Source organism: Pseudomonas marginalis (genome assembly GCF_001645105.1).
Classification (GTDB): Bacteria; Pseudomonadota; Gammaproteobacteria; order Pseudomonadales; family Pseudomonadaceae; genus Aquipseudomonas; species Aquipseudomonas petroselini.
The window spans coordinates 25,175-42,910 of the sequence record NZ_LKEG01000042.1 but is presented as its reverse complement, the minus strand read 5'-3'; the positions used below and the strand labels follow the sequence as shown (position 1 = coordinate 42,910).

The window sequence follows — 17,736 nt, the reverse complement described above, 5'->3', positions numbered from 1 at the left end:
AGACTGCCCATCCTTTAACGCCGCTCGTTTTGAGGCTGTATGCCAACGTTTTCTCAGCGTCATGTGTTGTTGCTGGCCAGCTACATCATCATTTTCGGCGGGTTGCTGCTGGTGCTGCCGCTCAAATTGCTGCCCAGCCTGCTGGCCGGCTTGTTGGTCTATGAACTGGTCAACATGCTCACCCCCCAACTGCAACGGTTGATCGAAGGTCGGCGCGCGCGCTGGCTGGCGGTGGCTTTGCTTGGCACCTTGATTGTCAGCGTGCTGGCCCTGATCTTTGCTGGCGCCATCAGCTTCCTGCTCCACGAAGCGGAAAACCCTGGGGCGTCCCTCGACAAATTCATGGGCGTGGTCGACCGTGCGCGCGGCCAATTGCCGCCGTTCCTCGACGCCTACCTGCCCGCCAGTGCCGCCGAGTTCCGCGTGGCCATCGGCGATTGGCTGAGCAAGCACCTGAGTGAACTGCAACTGGTCGGCAAAGACGCCGCCCACATGTTCGTTACACTGCTGATCGGCATGGTGCTCGGCGCCATCATCGCCTTGCAACGCGTGCCCGACCTGACCAAACGCAAACCCCTGGCCGCCGCGCTGTTCGACCGCCTGCACCTGCTGGTCCAGGCGTTTCGCAACATTGTTTTCGCCCAGATCAAGATCGCCGCGCTAAACACTGCCTTCACCGCCATATTCCTGGCCGTGGTGCTGCCGTTGTGCGGGATCCACCTGCCGCTGACCAAGACCCTGATCGTACTGACCTTCCTGCTCGGCCTGCTGCCGGTCATCGGCAACCTGATGTCCAACACCCTGATCACCATCGTCGCGCTGTCGCTGTCGATCTGGGTGGCGGTGGCGGCGCTGGGGTATTTGATCGTGATCCACAAGGTCGAGTATTTCCTCAACGCGCGGATCGTGGGCGGGCAGATCAGTGCCAAATCGTGGGAGTTGCTGTTGGCGATGCTGGTGTTTGAAGCCGCATTCGGCCTGCCGGGCGTGGTGGCGGGGCCGATTTATTATGCGTATTTGAAGAGTGAGCTGAAGCTGGGCGGAATGGTTTAAGGCATGTTTGCCTGGGCGGGCCTCATCGGGGGCAAGCCCCCTCTCACATGTACTGTGGTTACACCTGTCGACGTGTGAACACAGTCAGTGTGGGAGGGGGCTTGCCCCCGATGGCGTCACCCCGGTGTTTCAGGTGAAATTCAGCAGCCGTAGCGCTTACTGGCCTCAATCGCCAACCCGCTACCGATACTGCCAAAGATATTCCCTTCCACATGCCGCGCATTCGGCAACATCGCCGAGATGCTGTGGCGCAGTGCCGGAATGCCGCTGGAACCCCCGGTAAAGAACACCGTGTCCACCTGCGCCACGCTCACCGAGGCGTCGGTCAGCAGTTGCGTAACGCTGTTGCGCACGCGCTCCAGCAAGCCATCAATGGCCGACTCAAACAGTGCCCGGCTCAGCTCCACGCTCAACCCCGGTTCAACCCGGTCCAGCAACACGTGGCGGTTGTCTTCGTGGGTCAGTTGGATCTTGGTTTCTTCCACTTCCATCGCCAGCCAGTGCCCGGCGCGCTGTTCAATCAACTTGAACAGGCGGTCGATGCCGCCGGTGTCTTCGATGTCGTAGCGCATGCTGCCCAGGGCCAGCTGGGATTTTTGCGAGTACACCGAGTTGATGGTGTGCCAGGTGGCCAGGTTCATGTGGTGGCTGGTGGGCATGTAGGCGCCGCTTTTCATGCGGCTGCCGTAGCCGAACAGCGGCATCATGCCTTGCAGGCTGAGCTGTTTGTCGAAGTCGGTACCGCCGATGTGCACACCGCCGGTGGCGAGGATGTCATCGTGGCGGTTGTCGTTGTGACGGCGGTCCGGGGACAGGCGCACCAGGGAGAAGTCGGAAGTACCCCCGCCGATGTCGACGATCAGCACCAGCTCTTCCTTCTCGATGGTGGACTCGTAGTCGAATGCGGCCGCAATCGGCTCGTACTGGAACGAGATGTCCTTGAAGCCGATCTTGCGCGCCACGTCGACCAGGGTGTTTTCGGCTTCCTGGTCGGCCATTGGGTCGTCATCGACGAAGAACACCGGGCGGCCCAGCACCACTTCTTCGAACTCGCGGCCGGCGTTCGCTTCGGCGCGGCTCTTGAGTTGGCCGATAAACAGCGCCAGCAGGTCGGTGAAGGGCATCGCGGTGCCGAGCACGCTGGTGTCGTGCTTGATCAGCTTGGAACCCAGCAGGCTCTTGAGCGAGCGCATCAGCCGGCCTTCATAGTTCTCCAGGTATTCGTGCAGCGCCAGGCGACCGTAGACCGGGCGGCGCTCCTCGAAGTTGAAGAACACCACCGACGGCAGGGTGATCTTGTCGTCCTCCAGCGCGATAAGCGTTTCCATGCCGGGACGGATCCAGCCGACGGTGGAGTTGGACGTGCCAAAGTCGATACCGCAGGCACGGGCTGGGGATGGGTTTTTCATGTCTATCGGGTTCCGGTTGAAAAACGGCCGCGCAGTGTATGCCAGTCGAGGGCGGATGCGTAGGCCGACCATCCGTTAAATCGTGCTTGAAACTGGGGGATTTGCCCCCACATCTGCTGCATACGGCAAGTGCCGATAACACTTTGACGCACCCCCAGGCCACAAGACTCAACAGGTGCAAAGCAGCGCACGTTGTGCCCCGGGCTGTGCGATCTCGATAAAGGATGGTGAACCGCCGATGGATTTCAAAGACTACTACAAGATTCTGGGTGTCGAGCCGACCGCCGATGACAAGGAAATCAAGGCGGCCTATCGCAAGCTCGCACGCAAGTATCATCCTGATGTCAGCAAGGAAAAAGACGCCGAAGCCAAGTTCAAGGACGCATCCGAAGCCTATGAAGCGCTTAAAAGCGCCGACAAACGCGCCGAATACGACGAACTGCGCAAATACGGCCAACACGGCCAACCGTTCCAGGGACCACCGGGCTGGCAGAGCCGTGGCGGCTATGGCGGTGGCGGCGGTGGTGAGGATTTTTCGGACTTCTTCAGCTCGATCTTCGGCTCGCGCGGCGATGCCTTCGGGGGTGGCCAGCGCCGTCCTGCCGGGCGTAAAGGCCAGGACGTGGAGATGCAGCTGTCGGTATTCCTGGAGGAAACGCTGTCCACCGAGTCCAAGCAGATCAGCTTCCAGGTGCCGCAATACGACGCCTCGGGCCGCCATGTCAGCAACACCACCAAGAGCCTGAATGTGAAGATCCCGGCCGGTGTGGCCGATGGCGAGCGTATCCGCCTCAAGGGCCAGGGCGCGCCGGGGATTGGCGGTGGGGCCAATGGCGACCTGTACCTGATCATCAAGTTTGCCCCGCACCCCAAGTTCGAAGTGGACGGCGAAAACCTGATCATCAACCTGCCCCTGGCGCCATGGGAATTGGCGTTGGGCACGGAAGTGGCGGTGCCGACCCTCACCGGCAAGATCAACCTCAAGGTGCCGGCCGGCAGCCAGAACGGCCAGCGTATGCGCGCCAAGGGCCATGGCTTGCTGAACAAGGCCGGGCAGCGCGGCTACCTGTTTGTGCAACTCAAGGCGGTCATGCCGAAGAACACGGATGACGAGGTCAAGGCGCTGTGGCAGGAACTGGCGCAAAAGGCCGCGTTCGATCCGAGGGAAGCCTGGAGCAACTAAGGGGTATTTAGTTGACGTCCATCTGCAGGGGGCCATGCGTAGATTAAGCGATCCGTCTTAATTTACGCGCAGGTCCCCGCAATGCCAGAACTGTCAGCCCCAAACAGGCCCGTGACGCGCCATCAAGGCGTCCACTTTGAACTGATCAAAAACGCCATCCCGCAGTGCCTATTGCAATCGTCAACGGCTCGGCGCAAAGCCCTCAAAGCGATACAGCCCGACAGCCCCGACGGGTACGAGGCACTCACCGAATCCCAGCAGTCAGTCTTGAAAACACTGACCGAGGCCAGTTGCCACGCGCAAAACCAGTTCGATCTGTCGAACCGGGGCATTCAGGACATCACAGACTTCGCCAAACCCTTGCTGGTGGCGGCCCTCAAAGCGGCCGGCCATGAGCTGGATGTCGATAACACCTGGCTGCGGCTTTATTACCCGGTGGAATACACGTTTTTCGGCATACCCGTGGGCGTTAATACGGCGGGTTATCGCACCCGCACGTTCTCTCTGTTACAGGCGGCCCTGAACAACTTCGAGGCGTTTGAAGCCCAGCCCGATTACTTCGACAGCGTGTCTTCATTTATCAGTGCGCCCGATGCCCAGGGACATTTCGATATCGTTCGGATCAAGCTCACACTGGCGCAGTTTGTAGCGATTTGCCGAACCCTGGATATCGGTGGGCTTTACGCCAAACACTTAAATGATTTTTTCCACGGCGGTACGCAGGCGGAGCAAGTCGCCATTTCCACCGCGTACACCTTGAACCAAAAGGCGGCGTTAAAAGCAGCGGCGTATTTGGCGCTGCTCAAAGAAGACATCGAACTTCGGCACTACGAGCTGTTGGTTGACGTGATCCATGACAAAGACGATGTCCGGGACAACGGACGCCCGGTCACCTACAGCCCGCTGCGCATCCTGGGCTACAACCTGACGGAGTGTGCCGTGTTTTTTCGCACACACGCCAACCGCTACGACGGTGGTTACGTCATTGCCTACATCCCGGATGACCCCGATCACCCGGTGAAAACCTATCCGTCCTTCCGTGATTTCGAAGCAGAGTTGACCCACCAACTGATGTACCGGCCCGAGGGCAGCCGTATTGACAGCGGGCGCGACGTGCTCACCGACTACCAGCGTTTTTTCAGCCGTTTTCTCTCGGAGAAGGACCGGCCGCACTTTTTCCTGCGCCTGACTCAAAAGGTTCTGGATTCTCCAGCGGGGAGCAATTGGAAGGACGACCTGCGCGGTTACCTCAAATACCTCAGCCCTGTCTCGAACTTGAAAGGCCCCATCGAGGATCGTCACTGGCGACGTGACCCTCGGGAAAATGTTGAACTGCATATCAGCCTGTCGCTGAACTTCCAGTGGGTCGGTCTTTCAGGCATCTGGTACGAAATGTTCGGCCAGTGGCGTCAGCGCCGGCTGGACGATGGTCAGGTGCTGGCGGTTTCCACCGCCAAGGAAGATACCCAGACGCGCGAGCGCCGACTGTCCAACTTCCTAAATGTGGGCATGCTCGTCGTCGGCATTGCCGCCTTTGTGGCACCGCCCGTGGGCGCCGCGATGCTGCTGGTGACCGCCAACCAGTTGATCAGCAGTGTCTTCGAGGGCGTGCGTGATTGGCGCCAGGGCGATGTTGAGGCCGCGTGGGCGCACCTGACCGACGTTTTGGAAAGCCTGGCGACGCTGGCGGAAATGGCGGTGATCTTTCACTACGTGGCCTCGCCATTTGTCGAGGGCTTGAAGGCCGTCAAATTGCCCAACGGTCAAACGCGCTTATGGAAGCCAAACCTGTCGGCGTATGCCCGACGTGTGCCGCTGCCCACCGACTCACAGCCGGATCACCTGGGGCTGTATCGTTTAGCGGGGCGTTCGGTACTGCTGCTGGACGAACAGCAGTACGAGGTCGTGCAAGACCCGCAAAGCGGTCATTACTCCGCGCGCCATCCCACGCGCGGCAACGCCTACCAACCGCGCTTGCGCCACAACGGCGAAGGGGTCTGGACCCATGAACTCGACCAGCTGCTGCAATGGCAAGGTGCGCAGCTGCGTGACCGTCTGGGCGTCGCGTTCGAGCGTTTCGATGATGTGCAGCGTAAGCAGATATTGGCCGTCAGCACGATGAGCGAGGACGTCTTACGCAAGCTGTACGTCGAGTCCGAGCCGTTTCCCGGCCTGCTCAAGGACACGCTACGGCGCTTTGCCGCTGATGCCGATGCGCGTGAGGTCATTGAGCAGATACGTCGCGGCCGTTGCAGCAGCACGCTGTGCGACTACGCGGCGGCACTGATGGTCGACCTCCCTGGATGGCCCGCCAACACCGGCATCGAGGTGTTCAGCCCGTTCGGTGAGCAGGCGCGTTATGGCCAGCACAGCGCAATGGCAGGTGACATCCTGAGGGTGTCCAAGGCCGACTTGATGGCCGGGAAACTGCCCGAACGTAGTGTGCAATTCCTTAACGACGAACAGATCAAACAGGTGCTGGGCCAGCACGCCCCTGCGGACGCCACGGCGCGGGCCGCGCAGTTGCAGCAGCGGCTGGCCGCCTTCGCCGAGCGCAGTGGGCAGCGGCTGTTCAACAGTCTTTACAGCGACGAACCGCTGCTGAGTGGTGATTCACAACGGGCATTGATTCAGGTGATCCAACGCCGTTTCCCCGAGATGCCCACCAGCATCGCTCGGGAGGTACTTTACCGAGCGACACCCAAGGAGCTTGAGACCCTGAACACCCCTTTTGGTCCAAGCGCCGAGCAACGCCGACTGATACCGCTGCGGATCAGCGAAGCACTGCGCTATCTGCAGCAGCGTGTACGAATAGCACGGGCGTATGAAGGCCTTTACCTGGAGAGTCCGGCCAATCCGGACACGCCAACGCTGGTGCTTAAAACCCTGGAAACCCTGCCGGGATGGAGCGGCGAGGTGCGCATTGAGCTTCGCGATGAGTCCCTGTCCGGCTCGCTGCGCACCAGCGTTGGTCCACCGTTTGCGCTTGAGACCAAAGTGCTGGTGAAAAACGGCACGCGGTATCAGGCATTCGACGGCCAAGGCCATGAGCTGCATGCGCCGGACACCCTGTATGCCGCGTTGCAACATGCTCTGCCCGATAGCGAACGTACCGCCATGGGACGGCCGCATGTGAGTGAGGCGCCTGCGTTGAAACACGCGATTCAGGACAACGCACTGGCACCCAAGGCCCTGAGAAAGGCCTTGAACCTGCCGGTGGAAACACCTTGGTTTGAACGCGTGATGCGCGTGGCCGCCCGTCGTGACGGCTACCCCTTGAATGCCGTGTGTGGGGAGGTGGCCTTATGAACGGCGGTTGCGAAGTGACCAATCAGGACCGCGCAAGAGTGCGTCAGATCTACCCCTATTGGCGCACCAGCGAAGTCGATAGCTTTTTGCGCAGCCTGGCTGACCGGCGCGGGGCGCGCCTCACCGAGTTGGAGGCGCAGTTCGCCAGTTTGAAGCAGACCCTCGACGCCTGGCATGGGCTGGCCCTGGAGTGGCCCGCGCAAGAGGGCAAGGTGGTGCGGGCGACCGATTATGCGCGCAGCGTCATCCGCATGAAGCTGCTCAACAGTTGGCAGGAGGTCGCAGGGGAGCCTGTTTACAGTCGCAGTCACCGGTTTATGGGTTACAAACTCAGCTTCAACGGTTTCGAGGCGCCCACATTGCCGGTCTTGCCTGCCGGGTCCTTTCCGTTCATCAGCTTTATCGACCTGGGGCACATGAGCTTGCTTGAGGTCCCGGCCGAGTTTTTACGCGCGTTCCCTCATCTGAAAACGTTCGAGGCCCCCAACAACCGCCTGACGCAGGTGCCTGCGGCGTTGGGTGAGCAGACGCGTCTGGTAACCCTGGACGTAGCCAACAATGATCTGACCACCCTCGATACCCCGCTCTTGCAACGCTGCACGACGTTGCGTCGGCTGACACTGCGAGGCAACCCTCTGGAGGGCGCGCTGGATCTGAGCGCCCTCACGTGGCTGACCCACATTGATCTGGTCAGTATGGGCCTGACCCGCATGCCCTCGGGCCTGCGCGAGCTGGTGAACCTTGAGATCCTCGACCTGCGTGACAATCAGATCACCCAGGCGTCCAACGAGCTGCTGGACCCGGCTGACGAGGACCCTGTCGCCATGCGCAGAATTTTTATCGCCACCTACCTGGACGGCAACCCGCTTTCCGCCCAGGGGCTCGACGACTACGCCGAGGTGCACGTACGGGTCACCCAGCCGGGCAGGGTGCCCCAAGGGCCGCTGGCAGTGACGGCGCCAGAGCCGTTGATAGCCAGCGCCAGCGAGCGTTTGGCGCAATGGATGCGTGATGTGGCTGAGGGGGAGCGGGCCGCCAGGACCGAGCGTTGGACACTGCTCAACGCAGCGCTGATCGAGCGCGAGGCACCGGGTGTGGAACCCGACGGAACAATCCTGCCCAGTGAGAAGTTTTTCAGGCTGTTGAGTGAGTTGAGCAAAACCGATGATTACAAAAACGCCTATTCGAATCTGGCCTCACGGGTATGGGCCCTGTTGGATGCGGCGGCCGAATCGGGTGAGCTACGCGAAAGCCTGTTTGAGTTGGCGGGTGAAGTAGACACCTGCCAAGACGGTATTACGTTGGTGTTCAGCCGGCTGGAATTGCGCCGCCTGTCTGACGAGGAAGTGGGCGTGGTTGATGATGCACAGGCCTCAACCCGCTTGCTCAAATTGGCCCAGGGCCTGTTTCGTCTTGATGAGGTGGAGCGTATTGCACAGCGAGATGCCGACACGCGTCTTGAAGTCATTGCCCAGTCCCACGACACGCTCAAAAGCAAGGTGAAACGGGCCCTGGCGATCGACCGCGTGGAAATACGCCTGGCCTACCGTATCGGCTTGCGCGACCGCCTGGGCTTACCGGGGCAACCGCAAGAGGCGGTCTACCTGGCCACTGCGCAGGTTACCCCGCAGATGCTGGCCGCGGCCGAAGCTGAAGTGCTGGGATTGGAGGGCTCGGCCAAGGCATTTATCGCCACCACCCAGCGCGAGTTCTGGCAGGTGTTTTTACAGCGCAAATACGCCGATCAGTTTGCGGCTAACCGCGACCCCATCCTGGCGCGGCTTGAAGCCTTGAGCACCGAAGATGACCTCACAAGCGAGCGCTACCGTGACGCCAGCAACGCTTTGATGAATGAGTGGTCGACCCTCAAGCAAGCCCTCATCAAAGGGCTGACCGCTGCTGAAATGGCCGAACAGCCATAACCGGACAACCCTGCATAGTTAAGGCCTGCGTCTTGTGGGTGATGAATACGATGACGGCTTCATCACCCAATAAGGTATCGGCCATGACCTTGTCTTCGGCTACATCCCCGGCGGGCTCATCAGCCACACGTTGTACCCGCGACTGACCGACGTCAGAACAGAAAATAACGTTGGGCCATGGGTAACACCTCCGCCGGCTCGCACCACAGCAACACGCCGTCGGCCTTGACCTGATAGGTCTGTGGGTCCACCTCGATATCCGGCAGGTAGTCATTGTGGATCAAGTCGGCTTTCCGCACGTTCCGGCAGCCCTTGACCACGGCAATCTGCTTCTTCAAGCCCAGGGCGTCGGGCAATCCGGCGTCCAAGGCCGCCTGGCTGATAAACGTCAGGCTGGTCGCGTGCAGCGAGCTGCCGAAGCTGGCGAACATCGGGCGGTAGTGCACCGGTTGCGGGGTGGGGATCGAGGCGTTGGCGTCGCCCATCAGGCTGGAGGCAATCGCGCCGCCCTTGAGAATCAGGGTCGGCTTGATGCCGAAGAACGCTGGGCGCCACAGCACCAGGTCGGCCCATTTGCCCACTTCGATCGAGCCGACAATATGGCTGATGCCATGGGTGATCGCCGGGTTGATGGTGTACTTGGCGATGTAGCGTTTGGCGCGGAAGTTGTCGTTGCCGGGACCGTCGCCGGGCAAGGCGCCGCGTTGTTTTTTCATCTTGTCCGCGGTCTGCCAGGTGCGCGTGATCACCTCGCCGACGCGGCCCATGGCCTGGCTGTCGGAGCTGATCATCGAGAACGCACCGAGGTCATGCAGGATGTCTTCGGCGGCGATGGTTTCGCGGCGGATGCGGCTTTCGGCGAAGGCCACGTCTTCTGCAATGCTTGGGTCCAGGTGATGGCAGACCATCAGCATGTCGAGGTGTTCGTCGATGGTGTTGCGGGTGAACGGCCGGGTCGGGTTGGTCGAGCTGGGCAGCACGTTGGAGAAGCCACACGCCTTGATGATGTCCGGTGCGTGACCGCCACCGGCGCCTTCGGTGTGATAGGTGTGGATGGTGCGGCCCTTGAGCGCGGCCAGCGTGGTTTCGACGAAGCCGGATTCGTTGAGGGTGTCGCTGTGGATCGCCACCTGCACGTCGTAGTCATCGGCCACGCTCAGGCAGTTATCGATACTGGCCGGGGTGGTGCCCCAGTCCTCATGCAGCTTCAAGCCGATGGCGCCGGCCTTGACCTGCTCGATCAATGGCTCGGGCAAACTGGCGTTGCCCTTGCCGGTGAAACCGATGTTCATCGGGAACGAATCGCTGGCCTGGAGCATGCGCGCCAGGTGCCACGGGCCCGAGGTGCAGGTGGTGGCGTTGGTACCTGTGGCAGGTCCCGTGCCACCGCCGATCATGGTGGTGACGCCGCTGGTCAGCGCTTCTTCGATCTGCTGTGGGCAGATGAAGTGCACGTGGGAGTCGATGCCGCCTGCGGTGAGGATCATGCCTTCGCCGGCAATCACTTCGGTGCTGGCGCCGATGGCCATGGTCACGCCGGGCTGGATGTCCGGGTTGCCGGCTTTGCCGATCGCGTGGATGCGGCCGTTTTTCAGGCCGACGTCGGCCTTGACGATGCCCCAGTGGTCGATGATCAGCGCGTTGGTGATCAGCGTGTCCACCACTTCATGGGCGAGCAACTGGCTCTGGCCCTGGCCATCGCGGATCACTTTGCCGCCGCCGAATTTCACCTCCTCGCCATAGACGGTGAAGTCTTTTTCGACCTCGACGAACAACTCAGTGTCGGCCAGGCGGACCTTGTCACCGACGGTGGGGCCGTACATGTCGGCGTAGGCTTGGCGGCTGATTTTCATGTGATTGCCCTGAAGATATGTGTTGAATATGAAATCGCTATCGGGGGCAAGCCCCCTCCCACCCTTGATGTGTGAACACATTCAAATGTGGGAGGGGGCTTGCCCCCGATGAGGCCCTAAAGATCGCCCATGATCCGCCCGGCAAACCCGAATACCCGCCGCCCGCCGCTCAAATCCACCAACTCGATTTCTCGACTCTGCCCCGGCTCAAACCGCACCGCCGTGCCCGCCGGAATATTCAGGCGCATGCCACGGCTGGCGGCGCGGTCGAAGGTCAGCGCGTCATTGGTCTCGAAAAAATGGTAATGCGAGCCCACCTGGATCGGCCGGTCGCCGCTGTTGGCCACACTGAGGGTGACGGTGCGGCGGCCGACGTTGAGTTCGATATCGCCAGGCTGGATCTGATATTCACCAGGAATCATGCAGGTTGCCCCAGGGTCTTGAAGTAGATGGCGGTCGGGCTGTAGCGCCCGTCCGGGCTTTGGCAGTAGTCGGGCAGCTCACCGATCTTGGTGTAGCGCAGCGACTGGTAGAAGGCTTCGGCCGGCGAGCCGGCTTCGGTGTCCAGGTACAGCAAGCCGCGCTTGTGCTGGCGCGCGGCGAGTTCCAGGGTGTTCATCAACTGTTGGCCCAGGCCATGCCGGCGCGCGCTGCTGTGCACCAGCAGCTTTTGCACCTCGGCGCGGTTCAGGCCATTGGCCTTCTGGCACAGCGCCAACTGCACGCTGGCGATCACCTGTTCGTCGCGTACCACGACCCATAGCAGCAGGCTGGCGTCTTCAATGCTCGCTTGTACGCCGCTCAGATAAGCGCGCGCTTGAGCCTCATCAAAGTCAGCCATGAAGCCGACCGAAGCACCGTGCTTCACCGCGTCCAGCAACAGCTCGATCAACCCCAGGCGGTAGTGGGCAAAACTTTCTGCATTGACTCGACGCAGGTGCGCGGCATTCATCGATCTCACTCCTTGGGCGGTTCCGCGCCCGGATTCAAAGCCAGTTGCATAAAGGTCAGGTCCAGCCAGCGACCAAACTTGATACCCACTCGGGGCATCTGCCCGGTGGTGATGAAGCCTTGGCGCTCATGCAGGCGGATCGAGGCCTGGTTGCCGCTTTCGATGGCGGCGACCATCACGTGTTTACCGCAGGTGCGGGCGCGTTCGATCAGGGCTTGCATCAGCTGTGGGCCGAGGCCTTTGCCGCGTTGGTCGTTGCGCACGTACACCGAGTGTTCGACGCTGTAGCGGAAGCCCTCGAAGGGGCGCCAGTCGCCGAAGGAGGCGTAGCCGGTGACTTCCGCGTTTTCGACGCTGACCAGGATCGGATAACCCTGGGCATGCCGTGCGCTGAACCACGCCTGGCGGTTGCCCAGGTCCACCGGTTGTTCGTTCCAGATCGCGGTGGTGTTCAGCACCGCGTCGTTGTAGATATCGCGGATCGCCGGCAAATCGTTTTGGGTCGCATCACGAATCATGGCCGTGCCTCAGGCGATGGGTTGGTGGACGGTGACCAGCTTGGTGCCGTCGGGGAAAGTGGCTTCCACCTGGATATCCGGGATCATCTCCGGGATGCCTTCCATCACCTGTTCGCGGCTGAGCAGGGTGGTGCCGAAGTGCATCAGGTCGGCCACGGTGCGGCCGTCGCGCGCGCCTTCCATCAAGGCGGCGGAGATGTAGGCGATGGTTTCCGGGTAGTTGAGCTTCACGCCGCGTGCCAGGCGCCGCTCGGCCACTAGGCCGGCGGTGAAGATCAGCAGTTTGTCTTTTTCCCGTGGGGTCAGGTCCATGGTTCAGTCCGTCGTGAAATACATTCGTAAATACAATGGAGATCAAGTGTGGGAGGGGGCTTGCCCCCGATAGGGCAGTGTCAGGCAATACATCTGTCACGGACCCACCGCTATCGGGAGCAAGCCCCCTCCCACATATTGATCTTCATGTGCTCCAGATTCGTGGTGCGACCGCCTCTCGCCCAAACATGACGGGGCGTAACAATTTCCATAAATCAATCAACCATCCCCGCGCCAGCAACGCTTCGCTGGCCAGGCAGCGGGCGACCAGCAAGCCGGGCAGTTGGGTCAGGTCGCCGCGCACGGCGTGGGGCAGGGCGCGGCAGTGTTCGAGTAATTCGGGTTCTATATCGCCGGTCACCAGCAGCGTGGCGAACACTGGTTGGCCGTCCAGGCCGATGGGCGAATCGAGCAGGCCGTCGGCGCCCACAATGCGCTGGCGCTCATGCCAGAGCAACTGGCCGTCACGGCGGATATCCAGGTGCGATTGGAAGTGGCCGAGGTCGAAACGCTCATTGCTGGCCGGGCGCCCCAGGGCGACCACATCCCAGTAGAACAGCCGCGCATCGCCTTGCAGTTCGATACGCGTGGTGAGTTCGGCCTGGGCGGCACTGAAGACGATGGTTTCCTGGGGCAGCCACTCCAGCGTGGCGCCGGCTTCCACGCAGAGGTCCAGTTGCTGATACGCCGGGCCGCCGGCGCGGTACCACTTGGCCGCGCCAGGGCTGGTCAATTGCGCCCAGGCGCCGGCGCCGACATGGGCGCTGATATCCAGGCGATCACCGCCGGCAATCCCGCCAGGCGGGTGCACGATGATGTGCTGGCACACCTCGGGGCCTTCGGCGTACAGGTGCTTTTGCACCCGCAGCGGGCCGAGGTGGCGGCGCATTACCGGGCGCGTGGTGTCGCCGAAACGCGCGTAGCCGAGTTCCAGCTCGGCGTGCCAGCTGGGGGTGAACAGGGCAGGGGAAACGGGCAGGTTCATGGCGTGTGCTTATCGTCAGGAGGCTACAGATTAGATGGTTACGAGACCACGTACACCCTCACGTTCCATATTTTCACCTCGGCCTTGCTGGACGATTTCACCCCGGGACATCACCAGGTACTGGTCGGCCAGTTCGGCGGCAAAGTCGTAGAACTGCTCGACCAGCAGGATCGCCATATCGCCGCGCTCGGCGAGTTTCTTGATCACTGCGCCGATCTCCTTGATCACCGACGGCTGGATGCCTTCGGTGGGCTCATCGAGGATCAACAGGCGCGGGCGGCTGGCCAGGGCGCGGCCGATGGCGAGCTGTTGTTGCTGGCCGCCGGACAGGTCACCGCCACGGCGGTGCTTCATTTGCAGCAACACCGGGAACAGCTCGTAGATAAACGCCGGCACTTCCTTGGCTTCGGCGCCTGGGAAACGCGAGAGCCCCATCAACAGGTTTTCTTCCACCGTCAGCCGCCCAAAAATCTCTCGGCCTTGAGGCACGTAGGCAATCCCCGCGTGCACACGCTGGTGCGGCTTGAACCCGGTAATGGCTTTGCCTTCCCAGTTCACCGCACCTTCTTTGGCCGGCAGCAAACCCATCAGGCATTTGAGCAAGGTGGTCTTGCCTACGCCGTTACGGCCGAGCAGGCAGGTGACTTCGCCGACTTTCACATCAAAGGACAGCCCGCGCAGGATGTGGCTACCGCCGTAGTACTGGTGCAGCGTGTCGACTTGCAACATGTTTAAAACCTCCACGATTCCCTTGTGGGCGCCAGCGCCCACATAAAGCCTCAGCGACCGAGGTAAACCTCGATCACCCGCTCATTTTCCTGCACCTGTTCCAGCGACCCTTCGGCCAGCACACTGCCCTGGTGCAACACCGTGACGTGGTCGGCAATCGAACCGACAAAACCCATGTCGTGTTCCACCACCATCAACGAATGCTTGCCCGCCAGGCGCTTGAACAGTTCGGCGGTGAATTCGGTTTCAGCGTCAGTCATGCCCGCCACCGGTTCGTCCAGCAGCAACAGTTGCGGGTCCTGCATCAGCAGCATGCCGATCTCCAGGAACTGCTTCTGGCCGTGAGACAGCAGGCCCGCCTGGCGATGCGCCGAGGCCGTCAGGCGGATGGTGTCGAGCACTTCCTCGATACGGTCTTTCTGCTCGCCGCTCAAGCGCGCGCGCAGGCTGGCCCACACCGATTTGTCGGTCTTCTGCGCCAGCTCCAGGTTTTCGAACACGCTCAACGCTTCGAATACCGTGGGTTTCTGGAACTTGCGGCCGATGCCGGCCTGGGCGATCTGCACTTCGCTCATGCCGGTCAGGTCGAGGTTTTCACCAAACCAGGCGGTACCGTGGCTGGGGCGGGTCTTGCCGGTGATCACGTCCATCAGCGTGGTCTTGCCCGCGCCGTTGGGGCCGATGATGCAGCGCAATTCCCCGACGCCAATGTAGAGGTTCAAGTCGTTGAGGGCCTTGAAACCGTCGAAGCTGACGCTGATGTCTTCCAGCGTCAGGATGGTGCCGTGGCGGGTGTTGAGGCCCTTGCCGGCGGCCTGGCCAAGGCCGATGGCATCGCGGCCGCTGCCCGCATCAAAAACAGGTTCGAGCATGACGTTCCTCATTTCTTCAGCAAGCCGATGACGCCCTTGGGCAGGTACAGGGTGACGATGATGAACAGCGCCCCGAGGAAGAACAGCCAGTATTCCGGGAAGGCCACGGTAAACCAGCTCTTCATGCCGTTCACCACACCGGCGCCGAGCAATGGGCCGATCAGCGTGCCGCGCCCGCCCAATGCCACCCACACGGCGGCTTCGATGGAGTTGGTCGGCGACATTTCGCTGGGGTTGATAATGCCCACTTGCGGCACATACAACGCGCCCGCCAAACCGCACAGCACGGCGCTCAACACCCAGACGAACAGCTTGAAGCCACGGGGGTCGTAGCCGCAGAACATCAGACGGTTTTCGGCATCGCGCAACGCGGTCAGCACCCGGCCGAACTTGCTCTGTGCCAGCCGCCAGCCGAGGAACAAACTCGCCACCAGCAGCGCGACGGTGGCCACAAACAACACGGCCCGCGTGCCCGGCTCGGTAATGCCAAACCCCAGGATGCTGCGGAAATTGGTGAAGCCGTTGTTCCCGCCAAACCCGGTCTCGTTGCGGAAAAACAGCAGCATCCCGGCGAAGGTCAGGGCCTGGGTCATGATCGAGAAATACACGCCTTTGATCCGCGAGCGAAAGGCGAAGAAACCGAACACCAGCGCCAGCAAGCCCGGCGCCAGCACCACCAGGCACATCGCCCAGAGGAAGTGCTCGGTGCCGACCCAATACCAGGGCAACTCGGTCCACGACAGGAAGGTCATGAACGCCGGCAACTCATCGCCGGACGCCTGGCGCATCAAGTACATGCCCATCGCATAACCGCCCAGGGCAAAGAACAATCCGTGGCCGAGGGACAACATCCCGGCATAGCCCCACACCAGGTCCAGCGCCAGGGCGACGATGGCGTAACAGAGGATCTTGCCCACCAGCGTCAGGGTGTAGGCCGAGACATGCAACGCGTTGTCCGCCGGCAGCAGTGACAGCAAAGGCAGCGCCAGCAGCACGACAAGCATCAGCACGCCGACGGCAATCGTCACCTTGGGACCGGCCTTTTGCGCGGCCGTAAGCATCAATGGCTGGTTCATCAGTCGATCACCCGTCCTTTCAGTGCGAAGAGTCCTTGCGGGCGTTTCTGGATAAACAGAATGATCAGCGCGAGGATCAGGATCTTGCCGAGCACGGCGCCGATCTGTGGTTCCAGAATCTTGTTGGCGATGCCCAGCCCGAAGGCGGCCATGACGCTACCGGCCAACTGGCCGACACCGCCGAGCACCACCACCAGGAACGAGTCGATGATGTAGCTCTGGCCCAGGTCCGGGCCGACGTTGCCGATCTGGCTCAGTGCTACGCCGCCTAAACCAGCGATACCGGAGCCGAGGCCGAAGGCGAGCATGTCCACGCGGCCGGTGGGCACGCCGCAGCAGGCGGCCATGTTGCGGTTCTGGGTAACCGCGCGCACGTTGAGGCCCAGGCGGGTCTTGTTCAGCAGCAGCCAGGTCAGCACCACCACGCACAGCGCGAAGGCGATGATCACGATACGGTTGTAGGGCAGCACGAGGTTGGGCAGCACTTGAATGCCGCCGGACAGCCAGGCGGGGTTGGACACTTCGACGTTTTGCGCACCGAACACCAGGCGCACCAGCTGGATCAGCATCAGGCTGATGCCCCAGGTGGCCAGCAGGGTTTCCAGCGGCCGGCCGTAGAGGTGGCGAATCACCGTGCGTTCCAGGGCCATGCCGATGGCGGCGGTGACAAAAAACGCCACCGGCAGTGCGATCAGCGGGTAGAACTCGATGGCGGCCGGCACATAACGCTGCATCAGCATCTGCACCACATAGGTGGAGTACGCGCCGAGCATCAGCATCTCGCCGTGGGCCATGTTGATCACGCCGAGCAGGCCGAAGGTGATCGCCAGACCGAGGGCCGCCAGCAACAGGATCGACCCCAGGGACATGCCGCTGAAGGCCTGGCCGAGGATCTCGCCGAGCATCAATTTGCGTTTGACCTGGGCCAGGCTGGTCTCGGCGGCGGTGTGCACGGCGGTATCGGTTTCGACGCCGGGCGCAAGCAAGGCTTCAAGACGCGTGCGGGCCAGTGGGTCGCCGGTGCTGCCGAGCAAACGCACGGCGGCCAGGCGCACCACCGGGTCGCTGTCGACCAGTTGCAGATTGGCCAGGGCCAGGCTGAGTGCGGTGTGCACGTCTTCATTCGTTTCAGCGGCGACGCGCTGGTCGAGGAATTTCAACTGCGCAGGTTGTGCGCTTTTTTGCAGGGTTTGCGCAGCGGCCAGGCGCACCTTCGGGTCGGCCGCGAGCAGTTGTTGGCTGGCCTGCACGTTGTCGATCAAGCCGCGCAGGCGGTTGTTCAGGCGCACGGTCTTGGTTTCGCCGTTGAGCGTGAGCTGGCCTTGTTGCAGGGCATCCACCAACTCGATGCGTGCCGGGTCGGGCTGGGCGGCCCAGTCCTGGAGGAGTTTGGCTTGTTGGCTCGGGTTGGCGGACAGGAAGTCTTCGGCGTCGCTGGCGTGTGCGGCCAGGGGCAGCAACAGCAGCAAAGCCAGGAAATAGCGGTAGAGGGCAGTGGGCATAAACAAATGTCCTGATCATGCGCGGACCAGCTTTATCTGGGAGGGGGCACGCCCCCTCCCA

At 61.8% G+C, this 17,736-nt stretch carries 15 protein-coding genes; 4 read left to right on the top strand and 11 right to left on the bottom strand.

Annotation, left to right across the window (positions count from 1 at the left end; translation table 11 throughout):
• The first annotated feature begins 39 nt into the window (after positions 1-39).
• Positions 40-1,053, top strand: coding sequence for an AI-2E family transporter (locus tag AO064_RS15995; RefSeq protein WP_012721958.1), 1,014 nt, complete (start codon positions 40-42; stop codon positions 1,051-1,053).
• A gap of 140 nt (positions 1,054-1,193) precedes the next feature.
• Here AO064_RS15995 and AO064_RS15990 read toward each other — a convergent pair whose 3' ends face one another.
• Complete coding sequence (locus AO064_RS15990) at positions 1,194-2,462, bottom strand: Hsp70 family protein (RefSeq protein WP_064053960.1); 1,269 nt, start codon at positions 2,460-2,462, stop codon at positions 1,194-1,196.
• A 238-nt stretch (positions 2,463-2,700) separates the two neighbouring features.
• Here AO064_RS15990 and AO064_RS15985 point away from each other — a divergent pair, with 238 nt between their 5' ends.
• The 3 genes from AO064_RS15985 to AO064_RS15975 all read left to right on the top strand — a co-directional run bounded on the left by AO064_RS15985 (position 2,701) and on the right by AO064_RS15975 (position 8,876).
• Positions 2,701-3,645 (top strand): DnaJ C-terminal domain-containing protein, encoded by a 945-nt coding sequence (locus AO064_RS15985; RefSeq protein ID WP_012721960.1) that lies wholly within the window; start codon positions 2,701-2,703, stop codon positions 3,643-3,645.
• 267 nt (positions 3,646-3,912) lie between these two features.
• A complete protein-coding gene (locus AO064_RS15980; RefSeq protein WP_147469614.1) occupies positions 3,913-6,954 on the top strand; it encodes a dermonecrotic toxin domain-containing protein in 3,042 nt (1,013 codons plus the stop codon).
• Positions 6,951-8,876, top strand: a complete 1,926-nt coding sequence (locus AO064_RS15975) for an NEL-type E3 ubiquitin ligase domain-containing protein (RefSeq protein WP_064053958.1) — start codon at positions 6,951-6,953, stop codon at positions 8,874-8,876. Before AO064_RS15980 ends, AO064_RS15975 begins: the two co-directional genes overlap by 4 nt.
• 152 nt (positions 8,877-9,028) lie before the next feature.
• Here AO064_RS15975 and ureC read toward each other — a convergent pair whose 3' ends face one another.
• From ureC to urtB, 10 genes are all read right to left on the bottom strand, one after another.
• Positions 9,029-10,729, bottom strand: a complete 1,701-nt coding sequence (gene ureC / locus AO064_RS15970; protein ID WP_064053957.1) for an urease subunit alpha — start codon at positions 10,727-10,729, stop codon at positions 9,029-9,031.
• Between the two features lie 116 nt (positions 10,730-10,845).
• On the bottom strand, positions 10,846-11,151 hold the full coding sequence (locus AO064_RS15965; protein ID WP_012721964.1) for an urease subunit beta: 306 nt from the start codon (positions 11,149-11,151) through the stop codon (positions 10,846-10,848).
• Positions 11,148-11,681, bottom strand: coding sequence for a GNAT family N-acetyltransferase (locus tag AO064_RS15960; protein WP_012721965.1), 534 nt, complete (start codon positions 11,679-11,681; stop codon positions 11,148-11,150). Before AO064_RS15960 ends, AO064_RS15965 begins: the two co-directional genes overlap by 4 nt.
• Positions 11,682-11,686: 5 nt before the next feature.
• Positions 11,687-12,199 carry a GNAT family N-acetyltransferase gene (locus tag AO064_RS15955; protein ID WP_046033945.1) on the bottom strand — a complete coding sequence of 171 codons (513 nt, stop codon included), beginning with the start codon at positions 12,197-12,199 and terminating at the stop codon, positions 11,687-11,689.
• A gap of 9 nt (positions 12,200-12,208) precedes the next feature.
• Positions 12,209-12,511: an urease subunit gamma gene (locus tag AO064_RS15950; RefSeq protein ID WP_010213535.1), complete on the bottom strand. Its 303-nt coding sequence runs from the start codon at positions 12,509-12,511 to the stop codon at positions 12,209-12,211.
• Between the two features lie 145 nt (positions 12,512-12,656).
• The gene (locus AO064_RS15945) at positions 12,657-13,496 is read right to left on the bottom strand and encodes an urease accessory protein UreD (RefSeq protein WP_064053956.1); all 840 of its coding nucleotides are present in this window, start codon (positions 13,494-13,496) and stop codon (positions 12,657-12,659) included.
• 30 nt (positions 13,497-13,526) lie between these two features.
• Positions 13,527-14,225 carry an urea ABC transporter ATP-binding subunit UrtE gene (urtE, locus tag AO064_RS15940; protein ID WP_064053955.1) on the bottom strand — a complete coding sequence of 233 codons (699 nt, stop codon included), beginning with the start codon at positions 14,223-14,225 and terminating at the stop codon, positions 13,527-13,529.
• A gap of 50 nt (positions 14,226-14,275) precedes the next feature.
• A complete protein-coding gene (gene urtD / locus AO064_RS15935) occupies positions 14,276-15,109 on the bottom strand; it encodes an urea ABC transporter ATP-binding protein UrtD (protein ID WP_012721969.1) in 834 nt (277 codons plus the stop codon).
• On the bottom strand, positions 15,106-16,173 hold the full coding sequence (gene urtC, locus AO064_RS15930) for an urea ABC transporter permease subunit UrtC (protein ID WP_012721970.1): 1,068 nt from the start codon (positions 16,171-16,173) through the stop codon (positions 15,106-15,108). The genes urtD and urtC overlap by 4 nt, the downstream gene beginning before the upstream one ends.
• Positions 16,173-17,675 carry an urea ABC transporter permease subunit UrtB gene (gene urtB, locus AO064_RS15925; protein ID WP_064053954.1) on the bottom strand — a complete coding sequence of 501 codons (1,503 nt, stop codon included), beginning with the start codon at positions 17,673-17,675 and terminating at the stop codon, positions 16,173-16,175. The genes urtC and urtB overlap by 1 nt, the downstream gene beginning before the upstream one ends.
• Positions 17,676-17,736 lie beyond the last annotated feature (61 nt).

What these genes read in the sequence shown, in the direction of transcription:
- AO064_RS15995 (WP_012721958.1), top strand. Translation starts at nt 40, where the DNA reads ATGCCAACGTTTTCTCAGCGTCATGTGTTGTTGCTGGCCAGCTACATC.
- AO064_RS15990 (WP_064053960.1), bottom strand. Translation starts at nt 2,462, where the DNA reads ATGAAAAACCCATCCCCAGCCCGTGCCTGCGGTATCGACTTTGGCACG.
- AO064_RS15985 (WP_012721960.1), top strand. Translation starts at nt 2,701, where the DNA reads ATGGATTTCAAAGACTACTACAAGATTCTGGGTGTCGAGCCGACCGCC.
- AO064_RS15975 (WP_064053958.1), top strand. Translation starts at nt 6,951, where the DNA reads ATGAACGGCGGTTGCGAAGTGACCAATCAGGACCGCGCAAGAGTGCGT.
- ureC (WP_064053957.1), bottom strand. Translation starts at nt 10,729, where the DNA reads ATGAAAATCAGCCGCCAAGCCTACGCCGACATGTACGGCCCCACCGTC.
- AO064_RS15965 (WP_012721964.1), bottom strand. Translation starts at nt 11,151, where the DNA reads ATGATTCCTGGTGAATATCAGATCCAGCCTGGCGATATCGAACTCAAC.
- AO064_RS15960 (WP_012721965.1), bottom strand. Translation starts at nt 11,681, where the DNA reads ATGAATGCCGCGCACCTGCGTCGAGTCAATGCAGAAAGTTTTGCCCAC.
- AO064_RS15955 (WP_046033945.1), bottom strand. Translation starts at nt 12,199, where the DNA reads ATGATTCGTGATGCGACCCAAAACGATTTGCCGGCGATCCGCGATATC.
- AO064_RS15950 (WP_010213535.1), bottom strand. Translation starts at nt 12,511, where the DNA reads ATGGACCTGACCCCACGGGAAAAAGACAAACTGCTGATCTTCACCGCC.
- AO064_RS15945 (WP_064053956.1), bottom strand. Translation starts at nt 13,496, where the DNA reads ATGAACCTGCCCGTTTCCCCTGCCCTGTTCACCCCCAGCTGGCACGCC.
- urtE (WP_064053955.1), bottom strand. Translation starts at nt 14,225, where the DNA reads ATGTTGCAAGTCGACACGCTGCACCAGTACTACGGCGGTAGCCACATC.
- urtD (WP_012721969.1), bottom strand. Translation starts at nt 15,109, where the DNA reads ATGAGGAACGTCATGCTCGAACCTGTTTTTGATGCGGGCAGCGGCCGC.
- urtC (WP_012721970.1), bottom strand. Translation starts at nt 16,173, where the DNA reads ATGAACCAGCCATTGATGCTTACGGCCGCGCAAAAGGCCGGTCCCAAG.
- urtB (WP_064053954.1), bottom strand. Translation starts at nt 17,675, where the DNA reads ATGCCCACTGCCCTCTACCGCTATTTCCTGGCTTTGCTGCTGTTGCTG.